Source organism: Nitrospirillum guaranorum, from assembly GCF_034653275.1.
Lineage (GTDB): Bacteria > Pseudomonadota > Alphaproteobacteria > Azospirillales > Azospirillaceae > Nitrospirillum.
This window is the reverse complement of sequence record NZ_JAYEES010000003.1, coordinates 2,717,677-2,737,069: the sequence shown is the minus strand read 5'-3', so window position 1 is coordinate 2,737,069 and position 19,393 is coordinate 2,717,677. Positions and strand designations below refer to the sequence as shown.

21 protein-coding genes and 1 pseudogene are annotated in these 19,393 nt (G+C 68.8%); 5 read left to right on the top strand and 17 right to left on the bottom strand.

Features of this window, described 5'->3' with window-relative positions; all coding sequences use genetic code 11:
- Positions 1-34 precede the first annotated feature (34 nt).
- Positions 35-1,066 (top strand): aldo/keto reductase, encoded by a 1,032-nt coding sequence (locus UAJ10_RS21560; protein ID WP_322917257.1) that lies wholly within the window; start codon positions 35-37, stop codon positions 1,064-1,066.
- Positions 1,067-1,108: 42 nt separating this feature from the next.
- Here UAJ10_RS21560 and UAJ10_RS21555 read toward each other — a convergent pair whose 3' ends face one another.
- The 10 genes from UAJ10_RS21555 to cysT all read right to left on the bottom strand — a co-directional run bounded on the left by UAJ10_RS21555 (position 1,109) and on the right by cysT (position 9,896).
- Positions 1,109-1,774 (bottom strand): hypothetical protein, encoded by a 666-nt coding sequence (locus UAJ10_RS21555; protein WP_322917256.1) that lies wholly within the window; start codon positions 1,772-1,774, stop codon positions 1,109-1,111.
- A 116-nt stretch (positions 1,775-1,890) separates the two neighbouring features.
- Positions 1,891-3,156: an MgtC/SapB family protein gene (locus UAJ10_RS21550; RefSeq protein WP_322917255.1), complete on the bottom strand. Its 1,266-nt coding sequence runs from the start codon at positions 3,154-3,156 to the stop codon at positions 1,891-1,893.
- A gap of 48 nt (positions 3,157-3,204) precedes the next feature.
- The gene (locus UAJ10_RS21545; protein WP_322917254.1) at positions 3,205-3,723 is read right to left on the bottom strand and encodes a flavodoxin family protein; all 519 of its coding nucleotides are present in this window, start codon (positions 3,721-3,723) and stop codon (positions 3,205-3,207) included.
- 105 nt (positions 3,724-3,828) lie between these two features.
- On the bottom strand, positions 3,829-4,287 hold the full coding sequence (gene rlmH / locus UAJ10_RS21540; protein ID WP_322917253.1) for a 23S rRNA (pseudouridine(1915)-N(3))-methyltransferase RlmH: 459 nt from the start codon (positions 4,285-4,287) through the stop codon (positions 3,829-3,831).
- Between the two features lie 144 nt (positions 4,288-4,431).
- On the bottom strand, positions 4,432-4,821 hold the full coding sequence (gene rsfS, locus UAJ10_RS21535) for a ribosome silencing factor (RefSeq protein ID WP_081486582.1): 390 nt from the start codon (positions 4,819-4,821) through the stop codon (positions 4,432-4,434).
- 264 nt (positions 4,822-5,085) lie between these two features.
- Positions 5,086-5,730 carry a nicotinate-nucleotide adenylyltransferase gene (locus UAJ10_RS21530; RefSeq protein WP_322917252.1) on the bottom strand — a complete coding sequence of 215 codons (645 nt, stop codon included), beginning with the start codon at positions 5,728-5,730 and terminating at the stop codon, positions 5,086-5,088.
- 20 nt (positions 5,731-5,750) lie between these two features.
- Positions 5,751-7,022, bottom strand: a complete 1,272-nt coding sequence (locus tag UAJ10_RS21525; RefSeq protein ID WP_322917251.1) for a glutamate-5-semialdehyde dehydrogenase — start codon at positions 7,020-7,022, stop codon at positions 5,751-5,753.
- Between the two features lie 44 nt (positions 7,023-7,066).
- Positions 7,067-8,131 carry a sulfate/molybdate ABC transporter ATP-binding protein gene (locus UAJ10_RS21520; RefSeq protein WP_322917249.1) on the bottom strand — a complete coding sequence of 355 codons (1,065 nt, stop codon included), beginning with the start codon at positions 8,129-8,131 and terminating at the stop codon, positions 7,067-7,069.
- Positions 8,132-8,173: 42 nt separating this feature from the next.
- On the bottom strand, positions 8,174-9,031 hold the full coding sequence (gene cysW, locus UAJ10_RS21515) for a sulfate ABC transporter permease subunit CysW (RefSeq protein ID WP_322917248.1): 858 nt from the start codon (positions 9,029-9,031) through the stop codon (positions 8,174-8,176).
- A complete protein-coding gene (gene cysT / locus UAJ10_RS21510) occupies positions 9,021-9,896 on the bottom strand; it encodes a sulfate ABC transporter permease subunit CysT (RefSeq protein WP_416235389.1) in 876 nt (291 codons plus the stop codon). The genes cysW and cysT overlap by 11 nt, the downstream gene beginning before the upstream one ends.
- A gap of 484 nt (positions 9,897-10,380) precedes the next feature.
- On the opposite strand from cysT, the pseudogene UAJ10_RS29950 reads away from it, so the two are divergent.
- Both UAJ10_RS29950 and UAJ10_RS21505 read left to right on the top strand, forming a co-directional pair.
- Positions 10,381-10,458, top strand: a pseudogene (locus UAJ10_RS29950) (twin-arginine translocation signal domain-containing protein); the annotation flags it as partial.
- Between the two features lie 44 nt (positions 10,459-10,502).
- Positions 10,503-11,846 carry a GH1 family beta-glucosidase gene (locus UAJ10_RS21505; protein WP_322917247.1) on the top strand — a complete coding sequence of 448 codons (1,344 nt, stop codon included), beginning with the start codon at positions 10,503-10,505 and terminating at the stop codon, positions 11,844-11,846.
- A gap of 90 nt (positions 11,847-11,936) precedes the next feature.
- Here UAJ10_RS21505 and UAJ10_RS21500 read toward each other — a convergent pair whose 3' ends face one another.
- Entirely contained in the window at positions 11,937-12,764 is an 828-nt protein-coding gene (locus UAJ10_RS21500) for a DUF2987 domain-containing protein (RefSeq protein ID WP_322917246.1), read from the bottom strand.
- 280 nt (positions 12,765-13,044) lie between these two features.
- Here UAJ10_RS21500 and UAJ10_RS21495 point away from each other — a divergent pair, with 280 nt between their 5' ends.
- Positions 13,045-13,551 (top strand): hypothetical protein, encoded by a 507-nt coding sequence (locus UAJ10_RS21495; RefSeq protein WP_322917245.1) that lies wholly within the window; start codon positions 13,045-13,047, stop codon positions 13,549-13,551.
- 63 nt (positions 13,552-13,614) lie between these two features.
- Complete coding sequence (locus UAJ10_RS21490) at positions 13,615-13,845, top strand: hypothetical protein (protein ID WP_322917244.1); 231 nt, start codon at positions 13,615-13,617, stop codon at positions 13,843-13,845.
- A gap of 57 nt (positions 13,846-13,902) precedes the next feature.
- Here the strand turns inward: UAJ10_RS21490 and pth are convergent, their stop codons facing one another.
- The 6 genes from pth to lgt all read right to left on the bottom strand — a co-directional run bounded on the left by pth (position 13,903) and on the right by lgt (position 19,314).
- Complete coding sequence (gene pth / locus UAJ10_RS21485; RefSeq protein ID WP_322917243.1) at positions 13,903-14,532, bottom strand: aminoacyl-tRNA hydrolase; 630 nt, start codon at positions 14,530-14,532, stop codon at positions 13,903-13,905.
- A gap of 6 nt (positions 14,533-14,538) precedes the next feature.
- Complete coding sequence (locus tag UAJ10_RS21480; RefSeq protein WP_322917242.1) at positions 14,539-15,144, bottom strand: 50S ribosomal protein L25/general stress protein Ctc; 606 nt, start codon at positions 15,142-15,144, stop codon at positions 14,539-14,541.
- A 306-nt stretch (positions 15,145-15,450) separates the two neighbouring features.
- Positions 15,451-16,383 (bottom strand): ribose-phosphate pyrophosphokinase, encoded by a 933-nt coding sequence (locus UAJ10_RS21475; protein ID WP_322917241.1) that lies wholly within the window; start codon positions 16,381-16,383, stop codon positions 15,451-15,453.
- Positions 16,384-16,606: 223 nt separating this feature from the next.
- Positions 16,607-17,371, bottom strand: coding sequence for a purine nucleoside phosphorylase YfiH/LACC1 family protein (locus UAJ10_RS21470; protein WP_322917240.1), 765 nt, complete (start codon positions 17,369-17,371; stop codon positions 16,607-16,609).
- A 3-nt stretch (positions 17,372-17,374) separates the two neighbouring features.
- On the bottom strand, positions 17,375-18,511 hold the full coding sequence (locus tag UAJ10_RS21465) for a class I SAM-dependent methyltransferase (protein ID WP_322917239.1): 1,137 nt from the start codon (positions 18,509-18,511) through the stop codon (positions 17,375-17,377).
- Entirely contained in the window at positions 18,511-19,314 is an 804-nt protein-coding gene (gene lgt / locus UAJ10_RS21460) for a prolipoprotein diacylglyceryl transferase (protein ID WP_322917238.1), read from the bottom strand. The genes UAJ10_RS21465 and lgt overlap by 1 nt, the downstream gene beginning before the upstream one ends.
- Positions 19,315-19,393 lie beyond the last annotated feature (79 nt).

The following is a 19,393-nucleotide window of genomic DNA, read 5'->3' as shown; positions in this document are numbered from 1 at the left end:
GCGGCAGCCATATGAACCCATGAGGGAAAAAACCATGGAATATCGGCAACTTGGACGGTCGGGCCTGAAGGTTCCCGTCCTCAGCTTCGGCACCGGCACCTTCGGTGGGGCGGGGGAGTTTTTCAACCGCTGGGGCAGCACCGACGTGGCCGAGGCCACGCGCCTGGTGGATCTGTGCCTGGACGCGGGCGTCAATTTCTTCGACACCGCCGACGTCTATTCCCGGGGCGCGTCGGAGGAGATCCTGGGCCAGGCCGTCAAGGGCCGGCGGGACAAGGTGCTCATCTCCACCAAGGCCACCTTCACCATGGGGGACGGCCCCAACGACGTGGGCTCGTCACGCTATCACCTGATCCGCGCGTGCGAGGCCAGCCTGAAGCGGCTGGGCACCGACCACATCGACCTCTATTTCATGCACGGCTTCGACGCCACCACCCCGGTGGACGAGACCCTGCGCGCACTGGACGACCTGATCACCGCCGGCAAGATCGGCTACATCGGCGCCTCCAACTTCTCCGGCTGGCACCTGATGAAGGCGCTGGCGACGTCGGAGAGGTACGGCTTGGCCCGCTATGTCGCCTACCAGGGCTATTACTCCCTGGTGGGGCGTGAGTATGAGTGGGAGTTGATGCCCCTGGGCCTGGACCAGGGCGTGGGCCTGATGGTGTGGAGCCCCCTGGGCTGGGGCCGCCTGACCGGCAAGATCCGGCGCGGCCAGCCGGCGCAGGCCGGCCGCATCGCCTCGGGTGGCGCCGCCGGCGGGCCCAAGGTGGATGACGACTATCTCTACACCGTCGTCGATGCGCTGGACGCCGTCGCGGCGGAGACGAGCAAGACGGTGCCGCAAGTGGCGCTGAACTGGCTGCTGGCCAGGCCCGGCGTGGCCAACCTGGTGATCGGCGCCCGCAATGAGGAACAGCTGAGGCAGAACCTGGGCGCCGTCGGCTGGTCGCTGACGCCCGACCAGGTGACGCGCCTGGAACAGGCCAGCCAGAAGGAGCCGATCTACCCCTATTGGCACCAGAAGGATTTCAACCACCGCAACCCCAAGCCCACCACCTGGTGAGGTGCGGGGTTTTGAGGGAAGCATGTCCTTGCGGGCTGCCTTCTATTTCTGATCGACGCAGCTGGGATAGGGCGCCTGCTCCCCGGGGACGATCGGGCAGATCTTCACGGGGTTCAGGCGCGCGATCCGCTCCTTCCACTTGGCATCATCGAAGGTCAAGGGCTGGCCGGATGGCGCCTCTCGTTCCGCCCATTGAAGGGTGTAATAGTCGTTCGCCCCCTTGATGCTGAAGATTATGGCCGACTCGCTGTGGTCGCTGCCGGGGGCGGTGCCGCAACTGATCCAGGCGATGAAGGCTGGCTGGCCGCTGATGGTCAGGTTGGCCACTTCCTTGGCGGCGAATGTGGTGGGGCAGGCGTTCTTGAAGCGGCCGGCCAACATGGCGGCGAAGCCTTGGGGCGTGACGTTGGGGTTGGCGCCCAAACCCTGGAAACCGGTGATGGTGATCATCTGCGTCCAACGATCCAGGGTCTCGCCCTCCAGCACCATCTCCCTCAAGTACTGATTGCCCTGGGTGTGTTCGCTGCCCAGCTGGAAACCGGCCGGGATGGAAAACATGACCAATTGGCTGAAGATGGGCGTGATGGACTTTACCGCGTGACCCTGCGCGTTCGCCGTTTTCACCGCGTCCTGCAGGCTGTCCGCGGCATAGGCGGGGGCAAATAAGCCGGCAGCCGAGAAGCAGGCGGCGAATAAGGATTTTTTCATTATGGTTGCCCCGGGGATTTCTCGTTCGCGCGGTCGCGACAGGCTACAGGCCTACCGACGGGGCCGCAACCAGAGGCTGGTTCATATAGATGTGTTTGCCCCTCCTGGTGGGGTTCCTACCAGCCCACGGCCAGGGCGCCGGCGCCCAGCGCCAGGGCGCTGATCCCGCCCACCACCAGGCCCAGGCGGGCGCCACCCACCCAGCCGGCCATGGCGGCCTTGGTCACGGTGTTGACGGCGGTGACGATCAGCACGCCCTCCATGGCCACCTTCAGGGCTAGGCCGTGCCCGCCCAGATGGGCCATGGACAGGGTGACGGCGTCCACGTCGGCCACCCCCGACAGGGCGGCCATGACCAGCACGCCGGGGGCGCCCAAGGACTGCGCCAGCAACTGGCTGGCCAGGGCCACGGCGGCGATGAAGGCCGCCATCTTCAGGGCCATGCCCACCTCCAGCGGGTTGGCGATGTTCAGCTTGGGCACGTGATAGTGCCGGTTGCGCACGATTAGGGCGGCGGCGCCGACCACCTGGGCCAGCGCGGCGCAGGCCAGAGGGGGCGCCAGCGGTCGCAGCAGGTCGGGGTTCAGCACCATGGCCAGCACCCCCACCCGCGCCATCATCACCGCCCCGGCCAGCAGCACCCCCGCCCCCAGCAGCCGGGACGAGGTGGGGTGCACCCGGCCCAGCCGGGCCAGCGTCAGCGTCGTGGCGGTGGACGAGGCGAGGCCGCCGGCCAGCGCCGCCATCAGCACCCCCAGCCGGTCGCCCAGGGCGCGGACAGCGACATAGCCACCGAAGGAGATGGCGGCGACCATGACCGCCAGCAGCCAGATGGAATGGGGGTTCAGCGCCCCCCACGGGTCCACCGGGCGGTTGGGCAGGACCGGCAGCAGCAGGAAGGACATGGCCAGCAAGGTCAGGATGGCCCGCACCTCATCCCCGCTCAACGCCGCCACCCAGCGGTGCAGGGGATCGCGCAGCGCCAGCAGGCCGGTCACGGCCACGCCGGCGGCGATGGCGACGCGCACGTCGGCCAGGATGGCCAGGGCCCCCAGCAGGAAGGTCACCAGCCCCGCCACCACCGAGGTGATGCTGAGGTCACGCTCAGGATTGGGGTCGGTGTCGGCCCTGGCCTCCAGCCAGTGAAAGGCGGTGAAGGCGGCGGCGTAGCCCAGGAAGACCAGGCCCAGGATATAAGGCTGCTGCGCCCCCGCCAGGGCGCCGGCGATGCCACCCAACAGCCCCGACAGGGCGAAGGTGCGCAGCCCCACCGCGCGCTGGTATTCCTGGCCGCTGCGGCTGTGCCATCCCCGTTCCAATCCGACCAGCAGGCCGATCGCCAAGGAAACCGCCAGGCGGCTGAGCAGGGTGGTGGGATCCATCAAGGCGGTCCTGGAAGGGGGGCGATCCGTCCAGTCGGCCCCAATCGTTCACCCGGCGCATTGATCCACCGCAAGGGGTGCCGGCGCCAGCGCGGACTTGGGACGCACGGTCTGGGCGAAGTGGGCCACCGTCTCGGCGTAGGTGCCGCTTTTCATCTCGGCGGCGGTGATGGTCAGCCGCGCCTTGGGTGGCCTGGCCAGCATGGCCTGCAGCGCGTCCAGCGATTGTCGGCCCGCGGACCCGCCGTGGGTCAGCAGCAGGGCGGTTTCCGGCAGATCCGCCCGCTCGCGCCGCACATAGGCGCGCAGGGGCGGGCAGGGATGCCAGGCCCAGATGGGCTCGGCCAGCACCACCAGGTCATAATTGCGGGCCGTGTGGACGGCCGGGGCGATGCCGGGCAGCCGGCCGCGCCAGCTGTCCGCCGCCGCCCGCCACCAGCCCCTGAAGCTGACGCCGTACCGCTCGCAGCGGATTTCCTCGATATCGGCTTGCAGGTGCCGGGCCAGCTCCGTCACCACGGTGCGGGTCGTTCCGGTCAGCGAGTAAAAGGCGATCAGCACGGCCATGGTCCCCTCCATTTCCGGTCGCCCTCACCGGGCGGTCGCACACGCTGGGGGAAGAATGGCCGACGGGGGCGGGGTGCGCATTGACGCACCGCAAGAGGGTGCGCCTTACACCCGGTGGTAGGGGTGGCCCGCCAGGATTTGCTGGGCGCGGTACAGCTGTTCGGCCAGCATGCCGCGCACCATCATGTGCGGCCAGGTCATGGGGCCGAAGGCGATGAGCAGGGAGGCGCGGCGGCGCACCTCCTCCGCCAGGCCGTCGGCGCCGCCGATGACGAAGACCAGGTCGGCCACGCCGCCATCGCGCCAGGTGCCCACCTGGCGGGCGAAGGCCTCGCTGGGCAGGGCCTTGCCGCGTTCGTCCAGGGCCACCAGGGTGGCGCCGGCGGGGATGGCTTCCAGCAGCAGCTGGGCCTCCAGCCGCTTCAGCTCGTCCCCCTCCACCCGCTTGCGGCACTCGACCTCGCGCAGGGTGAAGGGCCAGGTGATGCGGCCTTTGTACTCTTCGAACAGGTCGCGGGCGGGGCCCGGCCGGCTGCGGCCGACGGCGATCAGCCAAACGCGCATGGCCCCGTTTCCCGTTACTAGTTCAGGGGTATGCCCGTGGCGTGCGACAACGGCTCACGCCACGGATGGTCGGCGACCGCCGGCCCGGGCCGGTCAGGCCCGTAAGGCAAGGCCACGGATGTGGCCGCCCGCCGCCTGAGGGCATCAAACAGACAAAAAGTCGCCGGCCGGCGCGCCGAACCCGGCGAAGTCGGGCGGCAGTTCCACGCCCCACATCTTTTCCAGGTTGTAGAAGGCGCGCACCTCGGGACGGAACAGGTGGACCAGCACGTCGCCGGCGTCGATCAGCACCCAGTCGCACTGGGGCGTGCCTTCGGCGTCAAGACCGATGAGGCCGACTTCCTTCAGCTTGGACAGCAGGTGGCCGGCCATGGCGTCCACCTGGCGGGCGGAACGGCCCGAGGTGATGACGATGTAGTCGGCCAGGGTGGATTTGCCCTTGAGGTCGAGCACCACGGTGCCTTCGGCCTTGTCATCCTCCACACTGGCGACGATCAGGTCGCGCAGCTGCTCGGGAAAGTCGGGGGCCGCCATGTCCGGAAGCGGCTGGGGCGCCGTCCGCCCAGCGGTCGGCGTCGGGAAATGGGCGATGGTGGAAATGATCGTTACCTCTAAGCAAAAAAGGGCGCTGAGGATCCGGCATGGCCGGCCCGCACCCTGATGATAGTCCGATGATGTGCGTGGGCAAGCCGCACGGGGCACGCTTGCCTACGGGATTCTGTTCCGTCGCGCGATTCACGCTTCGGATGAGACCATCCGAAGCGACCGCGCTTCAGTCCTTGCAGTCCGCTTTTCCCGTCACCGGCCGGCCCACCACCCCTTCCGCCGGATTTCGGTGGCGGAGGCGGGATGCAGCGGCCCGTCCAGGAAGGTCCAGGCCGGTGCCGATCGTGCCGGCAGCCCGCCCGCGTCCCGTGGAGGAACCCGATTGCGGAGATAACGCCGCGCGGCCTTGCCGACAAGCGCCTTTAGGGAATAGGGGCGGCGCGGAAACACGGCAACCGGCATGCGGCCCAGGATGCGCGTCCATCCCCGCCAGCGCGGAATCTGCAGCAGGTTGTCGGCACCCATGATCCAGACGAAGCGGGTGCGGGGATAGCGGCGGCGCAGGGCCGCCAGCGTGTCCACGGTGTAGCGCGTGCCCAGCTGCGTCTCCAGGTCCGTCACCAGGATGCGCGGATCCCGGGCGGCGGCACGGGCGGCGTCCAGGCGCGCGTCCAGCGTGGCCATGCCGCGCGTCTGCTTCAACGGGTTCTGGGGGCTGACCAGCCACCACACCTGGTCAAGGTTCAGGCGGCGCAGCATCCATTGGCTGACGTGGCGGTGGCCGGCGTGGGCGGGGTTGAAGGAGCCACCCAGGATGCCGATGCGCCGGCCGGCCCAGCTGGCCCCGGTCAGCGGCCGCGGTCGAATCCAATAGCGGCCGTGGGGGGAGGTTGACATCGAGGGCGCCGGCGGGTCGCTTACGGGCGCGTCTGGCCGTCGCCGCGCACGACGTATTTGTAACTGGTCAGCTGCTCGGCGCCCACGGGGCCGCGGGCGTGCAGCTTGCCGGTGGAAATGCCGATTTCCGCGCCAAAGCCGAACTCCCCACCATCGGCGAACTGGGTGGAGGCGTTCCACAGCACGATGCCGCTGTCGACCCGCGCCAGGAAGCGCTCGGCCGTCGCGGCGTCCTCGGTCACGATGCTGTCGGTGTGGTGGCTGCCATGGCGCTCGATATGGGCGATGGCCTCATCCACGCCATCCACCACCTTCACCGACAGGACGGCGTCCAGATACTCGGTATCCCAGTCGGCGTCATCGGCCGGCAGCACACGCGCGTCCAGCGCCTGCACGGCGGCGTCGCCCCGCACCTCGCAGCCGGCGCCGACCAGATCCTCGATCAGGGCGGGCAGCTGGGCTGCCGCCACGTCGCGGTGGACCAGCAGCGTCTCCATGGCGCCGCAGATGCCGGTACGGCGCATTTTGGCGTTAAGGGCGATGGCGCGGCCTTTGGCCGGATCGGCGGCATTGTCCAGGTAGACGTGGCAGATGCCGTCCAGGTGCTTGATCACCGGCACCCGCGATTCCGCCGCCACCCGCGCGGTCAGCGACTTGCCGCCCCGGGGGATGATGACGTCGACATGGTCGGTCATGGTCAGCAGGATGCCCACGGCGGCGCGGTCGGTGGTGGGGACCAGCTGCACGGCGTCGGCGGGCAGGCCGCCCTCCACCAAGCCCCGGCGCATGGCGGCGACGATGGTGGATGAGGAATGCTGGCTTTCCGACCCGCCGCGCAGGATGGCCGCATTGCCCGACTTCACGCACAGGCCGCCGGCATCGGCGGTCACATTGGGTCGGCTTTCATAGATGATGCCGATGACGCCCAGGGGCACCCGCACCCGCTGGATGCGCAGGCCGTTGGGCCGGGTCCAATCGGCCATGACGGTCCCCAGGGGATCGGGCAGGTCGGCCACGTCCTCCAGCCCCTTGGCGATGGCCTCCAGCCGCCCCTCGTCCAGGCGCAGGCGGTCCAGCAGGGCGGGGGTCAGACCCTTGGCCTGGCCGGCCGCCATGTCGCGCGCATTGGCGTCCAGGATGGTGGCGGCGTCGGCGCGCAGGGCGGCGGCGGCGGCGCGCAGGCCGGCGACGCGCTGATCCGGCGTGGTCACGGCCAGCTGGGCGCTGGCGGCGCGCGCCCGCTGCCCGATGTCCCGCATCAATGCCGTGAGGTCGACCGTCTGCCCGTCCATGATCCCAACGCCCTGATATCCGTTACGCCGTCACGCCGTCGCCCCTAGCTTTTGGCGGGGAACACCCGGGCGTGGCGGAAGTCCACAGTACACCAGCTGCCCACCTCCAGCGCCAGATCGCTCAGACGGTCGCGGGACAGCTGTGCTTCCAGCGCGCGGCCGGCCAGGTCCAGCTCCAGCCGGGCCACGGGGCCGGCGGCGTGCAGGCTGCTGACCCGGGCGCTCCACTTGCCGGCGGGCACGCCATCGGCCGGGGCCACGCCCAGCTCCACCTGGTGGGGGCGGACATAGATGACGGCCGGGCCGTCGGCGCCTACGGCGCCATCCACCCGCACGGCCTTGCCGTCCAGGCGCGCCACGCCCGCCTCGATGACGCCGTTCAGGCGGTTCACCCCGCCCAGGAAATCGAAGACGAAGCTGTCGGCCGGATGGTCGTACACCTCCGTCGGCGTGCCCACCTGGATGATCTGGCCGTGGTTCATGACCACCACGCGGTCCGCCAGCTCCAGCGCCTCCTCCTGGTCATGGGTCACGAAGATGGAGGTGATGTGCATGTCGTCGTGCAGGTGGCGCAGCCACTTGCGCAAGTCCTTGCGCACCTTGGCGTCCAGCGCGCCGAAGGGCTCATCCAGCAGCAGCACCTTGGGCTCGATGGCCAGCGCGCGGGCCAGGGCCACGCGCTGCCGCTGGCCGCCGGACAACTGGCTGGGATAGCGGGTGGCCAGGTGCGACAGCTGCACCATGGTCAGCAGCTGGTCCACGCGGCGGCGGATGTCCATTTCCGCCGGCCGCTCCGCCTTCTTCTTGACGCGCAGGCCGAAGGCCACGTTGTCGAAGACGGTCATGTGGCGGAACAGGGCGTAGTGCTGGAAGACGAAGCCCACCTTGCGGTCCCGCGCCGCGCGGTCGCGGGTGTCCTGCCCGTCAAAGCTGACCTCGCCGGCGTCGGCATGGTCCAGCCCCGCGATGATGCGCAGCAGGGTGGTCTTGCCGGAGCCGCTGGGCCCCAGCAGGGCCAGCAGCTCGCCCGAGCGCACGTCCAGGCTGACGCCGCCCAGGGCGGTGAAGGCGCCGAAGGTCTTTTCCACGTTGCGGATTTCAATGGCCATGCGCGCCGCCCGTTTGCTTGGTCGTCATTGTCGCTGCCCCTGTTAGCGCTTGGCGGCGGCGATCTGGTCGGCGAAGCGCCATTCCAGGGCCGCCTTGGCCGCCAGGGTCACCAGCGCCAACAGCGCCAGCAGCGAGGCCACCGCGAAGGCGGCCACGAAGTTGTATTCGTTGTACAGAATCTCGACATGCAGGGGCATGGTGTTGGTCTTGCCCCGGATGTGGCCGGAGACGACGGACACCGCCCCGAATTCGCCCATGGCGCGGGCGTTGCACAGCAATACGCCGTACAGCAGGCCCCAGCGGATGTTGGGCAAGGTCACCAGGCGGAAGGTCTGCCAGCCGCTGGCGCCCAGCACGATGGCGGCCTCCTCATCCTCCACGCCCTGCTCCTGCATCAGGGGGATCAGCTCGCGCGCCACGAAGGGGAAGGTGACGAAGACGGTCGCCATGACCACGCCCGGCACGGCGAAGATGATCTGCACCCCATGGTCGCGCAGCCAGGGGCCGAAGCTGCCGTGCAGGCCGAACAGCAGCACGTAGACCAGGCCGGAAATGACGGGCGAGACGGAGAAGGGCAGGTCGATCAGGGTCAGCAGCAGGCTCTTGCCCCGGAAATTGAACTTGGCGATGGCCCAGCTGGCGGCCACGCCGAACACCAGGTTCAGCGGCACGGCGATGGCGGCCACCGTCAGCGTCAGCCGGATGGCCGACAGGGCGTCGGGATCGGCCAGTCCCTTGAGGAAGGCGCCGACACCCTTGGCCAGGGCCTGGCTGAACACCGCCGCCAGCGGCAGGGCCAGGAAGGCCGCCAGGAACAGAATGGCGAGGCCGATGAGCGCCAGGCGCGTCACGGGGCCTTCGCCCACGGCGGGGCGGCGGGAATGCGGATCAGCGGGCATGGCGCGACCGGGTCCAACGCTGCAGGAAGTTGATGCCCAGCAGCATGAGGAAGGAAAGCCCCATCATGGCCGTGGCGATGACGGTGGCGCCGGCATAATCGTACTGCTCCAGCCGGGCGACGATCAGCAGGGGCACGATCTCGGACACCGCCGGGATGTTGCCGGCGATGAAGATGACGGAGCCGTACTCCCCCACGCCACGGGCGAAGGCCAGGGCCACGCCGGTGATCAGCGCCGGCAGGATGGCCGGCAGCAGCACCTTGGTGAAGGTCTGCCAGCGGGTGGCGCCCAGCGACGCGGCGGCCTCCTCCACCTCGGCGTCCAGGTCCTGCAGCACCGGTTCCACCGTGCGCACGATGAAGGGCATGCCCACGAACACCAGGGCGATGACGATGCCCAGCGGGGTGAAGGCGATCTTGAACCCGGCGGCCTTGGCCAGGGCCCCGATCCAGCCGTTGGGGGCGTAGATCGCCGTCAGCGCGATGCCGGCGACGGAGGTGGGCAGGGCGAAGGGCAGGTCGACCATGGCGTCGATGATGCGCCGGCCGGGAAAACGGTAGCGCACCAGCACCCACGCCACCACCAGGCCGAACACGGCGTTGATCAGCGCGGCCGCCAGGGCGCAGCCGAAGCTGACATAAAAGGCGTGCAGCACCCGGGGCGCCAGGGTGATGGCCCAGAACCGGTCCCACCCCACGTCCGCCGCGCGCAGGGCCATGTGGCCCAGGGGGATCAGGACGATCAGGCAGAGATAGGCCAGGGTGAAGCCGAAGGCGGTGCCGAAGCCCGGCAGGATGGTGGGGGCCAGGAAAAGCCAACCCCGCTTGGCGGGCCGGGCCGCCGTGGTCGACGCCGCGGCCGTCACGAGGCTTCCCCGCCCGAAAGGGATAAGTCGACGTGAGACGAACCCGGTCGGGTCATGAGCGGCCTTTCCCCAAATTCGAGACGCGAGATTAATGCATAAGCCCCGGAGCGTGTACAACCTTCACGCCGTGGGGTGCAGGCACGTCTTTCACAACGGTGCCATGCGTCTTTCAATAAATCGCCATGAAAAAAGTGTGAAATGTGACTCTATCGGATAGGCCCGGGGTAAGGGACGAGGTTCCGGCACGGTAGCGGTCACATGACGTGTGACAGCGTTGTCCGGGATGGGGTAAAAGTCGTGCTGGGAGGAAGGGCATGACAAAAACCAAGGCTGGCACCGTTTCCAGGCCGGTTCACCCGGTTGGATCGACACCGCCGGCGCGCGCCCTGGCCTTGCCGTACAGCCGATACCGGATCTTGCCGCGGGATGAGCGTTCGCGGCGGGGCCTCCGTGGGGATGAGGCGCTACCAAGAAGCGGAGTGTAATGAGCATGATGAATCGTCGCACCCTTTTGCAGGGCGCCGCCGCCCTGGCCGGTGTGGGCGCCCTGGGGGGACGGCCGCGACCTGGCGGTCCGCGCTGGCCGCCACGCCGGCGGGCAAGGTCGTGTTCCCGAAGGACTTCCTGTGGGGGGCCGCCACCGCCGCCTATCAGGTCGAGGGCGGCTGGAACGCCGACGGCAAGGGGCCGTCCATCTGGGACACCTTCACCCATCAGAAGGGCCTGGGCCGCATCAAGAACGACGACACCGGCGACGTGGCCTGCGATAGCTACCACAAGTACAAGGAAGACGCGGCCCTCATCCGGCGGATGAACCTGAAGAGCTACCGCTATTCCATCGCCTGGTCGCGGGTGCAACCGTTGGGCAAGGGGGCGGTCAACCAGGCCGGCCTGGACTATTACAAACGCCTGACCGACGCGGTGCTGGAGGCGGGTGCCCGCCCCCTGGTCACGCTGTACCACTGGGACCTGCCGCAGGCCCTGGATGATGAGGGCGGGTGGACCAACCGCGACACGTCGGACCGGCTGGCCGAGTACGCCGACATCGTGGGCCGCGCCCTGGGCGACCGCATCAACCATTGGGCCATCCTGAACGAGCCCAAGACCTTCACCCACCTGGGCTATTGGGAAGGCATCTTCGCCCCGGGCCACAAGGACCCGCTGCAGATGCTGAAGGCCACCCACGTGGTGAACCTCAGCCAAGGCAAGGCCTTCCGCGCGATGAAGGCCATCAACCCCAAGTTCCAGGTGGGCAGCGTCTGCGACGTGGCCAACATGGTGCCACGCACGGACAGCGAGGCGGACAAGGCCGCGGCCGAGCGCTACCACCGCTTCCTGAACCTGTGGTTCCTGCAGCCGGTGCTGGACGGCTCCTACCCCGACGTGCTGCCGGCCGACCAGCGCGACGCCCTGCTGGGTTTCCAGCCGGGCGATGAGAAGATCATGCGCGCCGACTACGACATGGTGGGCCTGAACTACTACACCCGCTGGGTGGTGGCGGATAAGCCCGAGGGCAACGGCGTCCCCGGCCTGAACACGGCGCACGAGTGGGGGGAGGGCCCGCACGCCAAGACCGACATCGGCTGGGACATCGACCCCGACGGCTTCCACGACACGCTGGTGCGCATGGCCAAGGCCATCGGCAGCCGCCCCATCGAGATCACGGAAAGCGGTGCGGCCTACAACACGCCGCTGGTCGATGGCCACGTGAAGGATGAAAAGCGCATCGCGTACATGAAGGCCTATTTCGCGGCCCTGTCCCGCGCCATCCAGGACGGGGCGCCCGTGCGCGCCTATCACGCCTGGAGCCTGATGGACAATTTCGAATGGGCCCAGGGTTACACCCAGCGCTTCGGCCTGACTTATGTCGATTACAAGAACGACCAGAAGCGGACCCTCAAGGACAGCGGCCTCTGGTACGCCAAGGTCGCCAAGAACAACGGCTTCTGATTGCCGTGGACGGGGCCCCGCGCCCCGTCCACCCTTTTGGGCAATCTGGGATGTAGGCCGGCTATGATGCCGCCGGCCCCGCCTTTCCGATCAGAACACATGCAACTGGGGCAGGGCGTAGAGACGCGTGGGGGTGCCGTCCTCCGCCGTGGCGCCGAGCTGCAGGGTTGGGTTGCGCCGGTCCAGCTTGCGGCCGAATTCCAGAATGGGCCGTCCCTTGTCGTCGGTCTCCAGCGCCTCCCCCGTGTCGAGGGCGGCATGGACGTGGCAGTGGGCGTCCGGCTCGCAGCTGAAGTCCAGTTCGTCGATGCTGGGGACGAAGAAGCCCATGACGGGCCCTACGAATTCCTCGATCGCCTGGTCCAACACCTTGGCGCCTTGGCGCAACTCGCCATAGGCGATGGGCTGCTTCCCGTCGGACAGCACCTCCAGCATCACCGTGGCGCGCAGCGAACCCTTGGCCTGGTTGCTGACCAGCTTGGCGTCGGCGGCCTCCCAGTCGGCGCGGTAGGGGACGTGGAAATAGCCGTCGGGCGTGGACTCGATGGGCTCTTCCTTGCCGCTGTAGACCGCCCATAGCTGGATGGGCAGGGGGCCGGACTTGTCCTTGGCCAGTTCGACCTTGAAGATCATGCGCAGGTGACGGCCGCTGGAGTTCTCCATGCGGTCCAGCACTTTCAGGGCTTCCGCCAGCGTGCGGTAGGAGGTCTTGCCGAACTGTTCCCGCGAGGTCACCACCATTTCCGGCACTGCCTCGGTTTGGGCCTCGGCCTGCGCCGTCGGTGCTTGATCCGCCGCCGGCTGCCCGGCCGGCGGTTGTCCAGTCGGCGGTTGTTCAGTCGTCTGGGCGCCGGCCGCGCCGGCGCACCCCAAGGCCAGGGCGATCAGCGTCGCCCGCCCGTACAGTATGGCTTTCAAGGATATCCCCATCCTGTCCATCACCGGCCCCCATCGGCCGCCCTCTTACTAAGGGTTGTGATTGGGGCAAGTATAGGGCCGGTTGGCGGTCGATTTTAGGGGCAATGCCGACTTGCCGCCGCGCCTTTCCGCGCAATTTCCTTGTCCATCAAGGAAGCATTCACGCTATATCTAATTGAATATAGCGCGGACTTCGCAGTGAGGGGAACCCGTCATGAGGCGTGCGGCGGCGGCAGTGGGAACCGTGGCAGTGGGAACCGTGGCAGTGGGAACCGTGGCAGTGGGAACGGTAGCGGTGGTGATGGCGCTGGCGGCGCCGGCCTGGGCGCAGATGGTCGACCCATCCTGCAAGGGTGTCGCCGTGGAATGGCCGGCCGACCTCAAGGCCTGGGGGCTGGCGGCGGTGCCGGTGACGGCCGCGTCCACCCCGGCCGGCGCGCCCGCCCTGACGCCCGGCACGCCGGCGCGCGTGACCCTGGCGGCGAAGGAGGGGGTGACCCTGGCCGTCACCCCGCCCAAGCCGGCGGGGGAGAAGACCTACGCCGGCACCGTGGCCTTCACCGTGCCCGCCGCGGGCCCCTACCGCATCGCCATCGATGGGGGGGCCTGGGTCGACGTGGTGGCGGACGGCAAGTCGCTGGACAGCACCAGCCACAAGCATGGCCCCAACTGCTCCGGCATCCATAAGGTGGTGGACTTCGGCCTGGCCGCCGGCAGCTACCAACTGCAATTCTCCAACAGCCCTGCGGCGACCATCACCGTGCTGGTGGTGCCGCCGCAGGGCTGAGCCCGGCACCTTTCGCGCGCGGCCCCCTGTGCCAGGGCCGGCGGCGGTGCTATATTCCGGGGCATGACCAGCATCTCCGCCCCCAACCCCTATGCCACCGTGGCCGCCGGCCTGCAGTCCAGCAGCGCGCGCGTGGACCGGGACGCCACGGCCATCGCGGCGTCCAAGGGCGGCGACATCAATCCCACCGACGTGGTCAGCCTCAGCGGCGACGCCTTGACCTTCAAGGCCCTGACCAAGGTCGCCCAGACGGTGGACGACAACAGCAAGCGGCTGCTGGATATTTTCGCCTAAGGCGGCTTTTCGAAAATTGCGGATAACGGCGGCGTGGCGCGCGGCCGGGGTCTCGGCTCAGGCCTTGGGCGCCTTGTCGGCCGCAGGACCGGTCTTGTCTGGCTTGGGGGCCGGCTTGGGCGGCTGCGTGACCAGGGCGACGCGGCTCTGGAACTTCTCGGGCTCGCCCTCGGTCATCAGGCTGAAATCGCCGACGACGGCGTCCAGGAAAGGGACCAGCCAGGCCTGGTCGGCCTTGGCGAAGTTGGACAGCACCCAGCCGTGCACCAGGTTCTTGTCCCCCGGATGGCCGATGCCCAGGCGCACGCGCCAATAGTCCTTGCCGATATGGTCGTCGATGGAGCGCAGGCCGTTATGCCCGCCGTGGCCGCCGCCCTTTTTGGCGCGCAGCTTGCCCGGCGGCAGGTCCAGTTCGTCGTGTAGGACGATGACCTGGTCGGGCGTCATTTTATAGAACCGCATCGCCTCCCCGACCGATTGGCCGGACAGGTTCATGAAGGTCTGCGGTTTCAGAAGGTAGACTTTTTCGGGGCCGATCTGCCCCTCGGTGATCAGCCCCTGGAAGCGTTTCTTCCAGGGGCCGAACCGATGGCGGTGGGCGATCTCGTCCACCGCCATGAAGCCGACGTTGTGCCGGTGGTGCGCATATTCCGGGCCGGGATTGCCCAGACCGACCACCAGCCGCATCGTCTATCAGGCCTCGGCAGCCGCCGCAGCGTTCTCTTCGGACTTCAGGCCCGAGGGAGCGGCAACGGTGGCGATGGTGAAGTCGCGATCGATGACCGGACGGGCGCCTTCCGGCAGCGTCACGCTGCTGATGTGGATGGAGGCGCCGACGTCAACGCCATCCAGGTTCACCGTCAGGTGCTCCGGAATGTTGTTGGCGCGGACGTGCAGTTCGACCTCGTGGCGGACGATGTTCAGCACGGCGCCACGCTTCAGGCCGGGGCTGGCGTCATGGCCAACGAATTCCACCGGCACCTTCACCACGATTTCGGTGGTGTCGCTGACGCGCAGGAAGTCGACGTGCAGGGGACGGTCGGTCACCGGGTCGAACTGGACGTCGCGCGGCAGGGTGCGGGTGGTCACGCCGTCGACGGTCACGTCGTACAGGTGCGTGAAGAAGCCCGGCTTGTGCAGCACGCGGGTGAAATGGACGGCCTCCAGGGAGATCGTCACCGGCTTTTCCTTGTTGCCGTAAATCACGGCAGGGATGCGGCCATCGCGGCGGGTCTGACGGGCGGTCCCCTTGCCTGCCCCGTTCCGCGCCTCGGCGGCGAGCGCGATAATCTGGGTCATTGGTACTCTCCTTAAGAAAATGCGCCAGCCTCCAGGGGTGCTGACGCGGTCGGAATGCGCGGGTGTATGCGTGCGCGAACCCGGAGTCAAGCCATAAATTCCAAGAAGGCGGCCATGAGGCCGCCTTCGAGGGTACTTGGCACCGCCGGCATAAAGCATATCAGCGGCATGAGTTCTGAACTCATGCCGCTGTAGGACGCGACTGCGTCCGCCGGAGGTTTCCGGGGAACGCAGTGGACTGGAAGCCGAGGAAGCCAAGCGGCCGGATGGCCGCGCCCGGCGTTTGAGGGGGCCTTTGATCAGTGATCAGTCAAACAGGGACGACACCGACTTTTCGTGGCTGATGCGCTCGATGGCCTCGGCGATCAGGGGGGCCACGGTCAGGTGGCGGACGTTGCGCGACACGCGCACGGCCTCGGTCGCCTGGATGCTGTCGGTGGTGATCAGCGCTTCCAGCGGGGACTGGGCCACGCGGGCGACGGCGCCGCCCGACAGCACGCCATGGGTGACGTAGGCGCGCACCGACTTGGCGCCCCGCTCCTTCAGGGCCACGGCGGCGTTGCACAGGGTGCCGGCGCTGTCCACGATGTCGTCGACCAGGATGCAGTCGCGGCCGCTGACGTCGCCGATGACGTTCATCACCTCAGACACGCCGGCGCGCTCACGCCGCTTGTCGATGATGGCCAGGTCGGCGTCCAGGCGCTTGGCGATGGCGCGGGCGCGCACCACGCCGCCCACGTCCGGCGACACGATCATCAGGTTTTCGCGGCCCATGGTGGCCTCGATGTCCTGCACGAACACCGGGGCGGCCACCAGGTTGTCGGTGGGGATGTCGAAGAAGCCCTGGATCTGGCCGGCATGCAGGTCCATGGTCAGCACGCGGTTGGCACCGGCGGTGGTGATCAGGTTGGCGACCAGCTTGGCCGAGATGGGGGTGCGGGGGCCCGTCTTGCGATCCTGGCGGGCATAGCCGTAGTAGGGCAGCACCGCCGTGATGCGCCGGGCGGAACCACGACGCAGGGCGTCGATGGTGACCAGCAGTTCCATCAGGTTGTCGTTGGCGGGATAAGAGGTGGACTGGATGACGAACACGTCCTCGCCGCGGACGTTTTCCAGGATTTCCACAAAGACTTCCATGTCGCTGAAGCGCCGGATGCTGGCCTTCGTCAGTGGGACATTCAGGCAGGCCGAGATGGCCTCGGCAAGCGGACGATTGCTGTTGCCGGCGATGAGCTTCATGGGGTCGCTCTTTTAAACAGGAAGTGGGCGACGCCGGAGCGTCTTCATACCTTCATAAAGGCGCGCGGACCATATCAAGCAAGGCCTAGGCTGTAAACCGCCGCCCCCCGCTGTCTGGGCACGGGGGGCATGCGCCGATACAGGGGCGCCGACCCCTCGCCGGAAGCGGTCTCAGCGGCTGGGTTCCAGGGCTATCATGCTGATATGACGACCATAATCACCTTCACGCCGCAGGGTGGACCGCCGATAGCTGAAGAACAGAATCCTCCCGCTCAACCGTGTCGTGGCCGGTATGCGCCACCCTGGCCAGGCCGCACCCAGACAGCCGGTGCCCGACGTAAGCGCCGATGTCGAACAGGGGATGGTCCGCCCGCCGGCCGGGATGGAAGAAGCGGGCGTTGCTGGCATCGGCCTCCAGGAAGCGGGCCTCGAACTCCGGCCCCACTTCATAGGAAGTGGCGCCGATGTGCGGACCGACGCCGGCGACGATGCGGGCGGGGTCGGCGCCCAGGGCCGCCATGGCCCGCACGGTGGCCTCCAGCACGCCCGTGAAGGCGCCCTTCCAGCCGGCATGGGCGGCGCCGATCACCCCGGCGGTCGAGTCGGCGAACAGCACGGGCACGCAATCCGCCGTCAGGATGCCCAGGGCGGTGCCCCGCCGGCGGGTGACCACGGCGTCGGCCCTGGGCGCGTCCTCCCGCGCCCAGGGCTGTTCCACCGTCACCACCGTGGGGCTGTGCACCTGGTACACGGTGACCAGGGTGTCCGCCGCCAGGCCCAGGTCGGCGGCGCAGCGCGCCCGATTCTCCGTCACCGCCGCCGCGTCGTCGTTGGAGCCGAAGCCGACGTTGCGCCCGGCGTAGAGCCCGGTGGAGACGCCGCCCCGCCGGGTGAAATAGCCATGGCGCACGCCGGGCAGATCCAGGGCGTCTAAGGTCAGGTAGGCGCGGCCTTCGGGGATCGGGGCGTCAGGGATCGGGGCGGTCATGGATCAGCCTTCATTGGGTTCGAAGCCGGCGGGCGCCGGCACGCCTGGGCTGGTCAGGGCCAGGGCCTTGAACAGGCGGCCCATCTGGTCGGGGGCGGTCAGGCGGTCCAGCGCCAGATCGATGGCATGGGCCTGCGGGGCCACCGCGCCCCGCTTCAAGGTGGCGGCGCGCTGCTGGATGCCCAGACGGTGCAGCAGGGCCCCCTGCTCGACAACGCCATGGGACTGGGCGCCGGCCGCCACCGCCATGGCGGCCAGGGTGCGGAAATCGACGTGGGCCGTCAGGTCGGCTTGGCCGGGGTCGTCCAATACGGCGGCGTAGGCGTGGCCGCGCACCGCCTGCAGCGTGTCGCCCAGCGGCGGCGCGTCATAACCATAGTCCACCACCAGGGCGGCGCCCGGTTGGGCGGCCAGGCGGCGCCCGATCTCCCCCGCAACGGTCAGCGCGGCGGGGCACAGTTCCACCACCGCGCCGTCGGGCGCGTCCCGTAGGCCGGGCGGCACCAGCAGTTCGGCGCCGCCGCCGGCGTCCAGCGTCCAGGCGAAGCGGCTTTCCGGCTCCAGCCAGGTGACGCAACGTTCGGCCCAGCCGCGCGCCGTCTTCTGCATCTGGCGGATGGGCAACGCGTCGAAGAATTCGTTGGCCAGCACCAGCAGCGGCCCATCGGGCACCGCCTCCAGGCTATCGGCCCAGGCGACGGGATGGGGTGGCTGGGCGGTGGCGGGCAGGGCCGCCAGGGTGGCGCGCTGACGGGCGCGCAAGGACGGGCTGGTTTCCACCATGTGGACGCGCAGGGCCTGGGTCAGGCCGGGTACCCGGGCCATGGCGCGCAGCGCGTCCGCCATCAGCGTGCCGCGCCCGGGGCCCAGTTCCACCAGGTGCAAAGGCGCAGGCGAGCCCAGGGTCAGCCACGCCTGGGCGCACCACAGGCCCAGCAGTTCCCCGAACATCTGGCTGATCTCGGGCGCGGTGGTGAAGTCGCCGGCGGCGCCGAGCGGGTCGCGGGTGGTGTAATACCCCAGGGTGGGATGGCCCAGCGCCTCGGCCATGAAGGCGGACAGACGTAACGGCCCCTCGTCACGGATACGGCGGATGAGATGGCCGGCCAGGGTTCCGGGGGGCGAAGACGTCCCTGGCATCAGGCCGCCGCCGGCACGCGGCGGCGGGCCAGGGCCACCAGGACCACGCCGATCAGCAGCATGGGCACAGACAGGATCTGGCCCATGGTGACGCCGCCGCCCAGCAGAAAGCCCACCTGCACGTCGGGCTCGCGGAAGAACTCGGCCGTGATGCGGCACAGGGCGTAGCCGATGAGGAAGGCGCCGGTCAGCGTGCCGGTGCGGTCCCGCACCGCCGGGACGCGCGACAGCAGGAACAGCGCGGTGAACAGCACGATGCCCTCCAGCCCCGCCTCATACAGTTGGCTGGGGTGGCGGGGCAGGTCGTCGGCGTGGGGGAAGACCATGCCCCAGGGCACGTCGGTGGGCCGGCCCCACAATTCCCCGTTCACGAAATTGGCCAGGCGGCCCAGGAACAGGCCGATGGGGGCGGCCACGGCGGCCAGGTCGCCCAAGGACAGCGGGTTGAAGCCGCGCCGCCGCGCGAACAGCAGCACGGCAAGGGCCACGCCCGTCATGCCGCCGTGGAAGGACATGCCGCCGTTCCAGACCTTCAACATGTCCAGCGGGTGCTGCAGGTAGAAATCCAGGTTGTAGAACAGGATGAAGCCGAGGCGCCCGCCGGCCAGCACGCCGACCACCGCCCAGACCAGGAAGTCGTCCAACTCCGCCGGGGTGGGACGGCCGTTCATGCGCCGGGCCATGCCCAGCGCCAGGCGGTAGCCCAGCGTGACGCCCACGATGTAGGCCAGCGCGTACCAGCGCAGGGCGAAGGGGCCGATCTCGACGATCGTTGGGCTGATGTTGGGAAAGGCGAGGGCCATGATGCTGCGGATATCCCCGTGGACGTCTTCTTCCGGCCTGTCATGCGGTGGGCGCCGGGCACGTCGGCACGCCCTTGTC

Coding starts and splice junctions, on each gene's coding strand:
- UAJ10_RS21550 (WP_322917255.1), bottom strand. CDS start 3,156: ATGGATCCCACCACCCTGCTCAGCCGCCTGGCGGTTTCCTTGGCGATC.
- UAJ10_RS21480 (WP_322917242.1), bottom strand. CDS start 15,144: ATGACCCAGATTATCGCGCTCGCCGCCGAGGCGCGGAACGGGGCAGGC.
- UAJ10_RS21490 (WP_322917244.1), top strand. CDS start 13,615: ATGACCAGCATCTCCGCCCCCAACCCCTATGCCACCGTGGCCGCCGGC.
- rlmH (WP_322917253.1), bottom strand. CDS start 4,287: ATGCGCGTTTGGCTGATCGCCGTCGGCCGCAGCCGGCCGGGCCCCGCC.
- UAJ10_RS21530 (WP_322917252.1), bottom strand. CDS start 5,730: ATGTCAACCTCCCCCCACGGCCGCTATTGGATTCGACCGCGGCCGCTG.
- UAJ10_RS21560 (WP_322917257.1), top strand. CDS start 35: ATGGAATATCGGCAACTTGGACGGTCGGGCCTGAAGGTTCCCGTCCTC.
- pth (WP_322917243.1), bottom strand. CDS start 14,532: ATGCGGCTGGTGGTCGGTCTGGGCAATCCCGGCCCGGAATATGCGCAC.
- UAJ10_RS21520 (WP_322917249.1), bottom strand. CDS start 8,131: ATGGCCATTGAAATCCGCAACGTGGAAAAGACCTTCGGCGCCTTCACC.
- rsfS (WP_081486582.1), bottom strand. CDS start 4,821: ATGGCGGCCCCCGACTTTCCCGAGCAGCTGCGCGACCTGATCGTCGCC.
- UAJ10_RS21555 (WP_322917256.1), bottom strand. CDS start 1,774: ATGAAAAAATCCTTATTCGCCGCCTGCTTCTCGGCTGCCGGCTTATTT.
- lgt (WP_322917238.1), bottom strand. CDS start 19,314: ATGGCCCTCGCCTTTCCCAACATCAGCCCAACGATCGTCGAGATCGGC.
- cysW (WP_322917248.1), bottom strand. CDS start 9,031: ATGCCCGCTGATCCGCATTCCCGCCGCCCCGCCGTGGGCGAAGGCCCC.
- UAJ10_RS21545 (WP_322917254.1), bottom strand. CDS start 3,723: ATGGCCGTGCTGATCGCCTTTTACTCGCTGACCGGAACGACCCGCACC.
- UAJ10_RS21525 (WP_322917251.1), bottom strand. CDS start 7,022: ATGGACGGGCAGACGGTCGACCTCACGGCATTGATGCGGGACATCGGG.
- UAJ10_RS21470 (WP_322917240.1), bottom strand. CDS start 17,371: ATGACCGCCCCGATCCCTGACGCCCCGATCCCCGAAGGCCGCGCCTAC.
- UAJ10_RS21475 (WP_322917241.1), bottom strand. CDS start 16,383: ATGAAGCTCATCGCCGGCAACAGCAATCGTCCGCTTGCCGAGGCCATC.
- UAJ10_RS21465 (WP_322917239.1), bottom strand. CDS start 18,511: ATGCCAGGGACGTCTTCGCCCCCCGGAACCCTGGCCGGCCATCTCATC.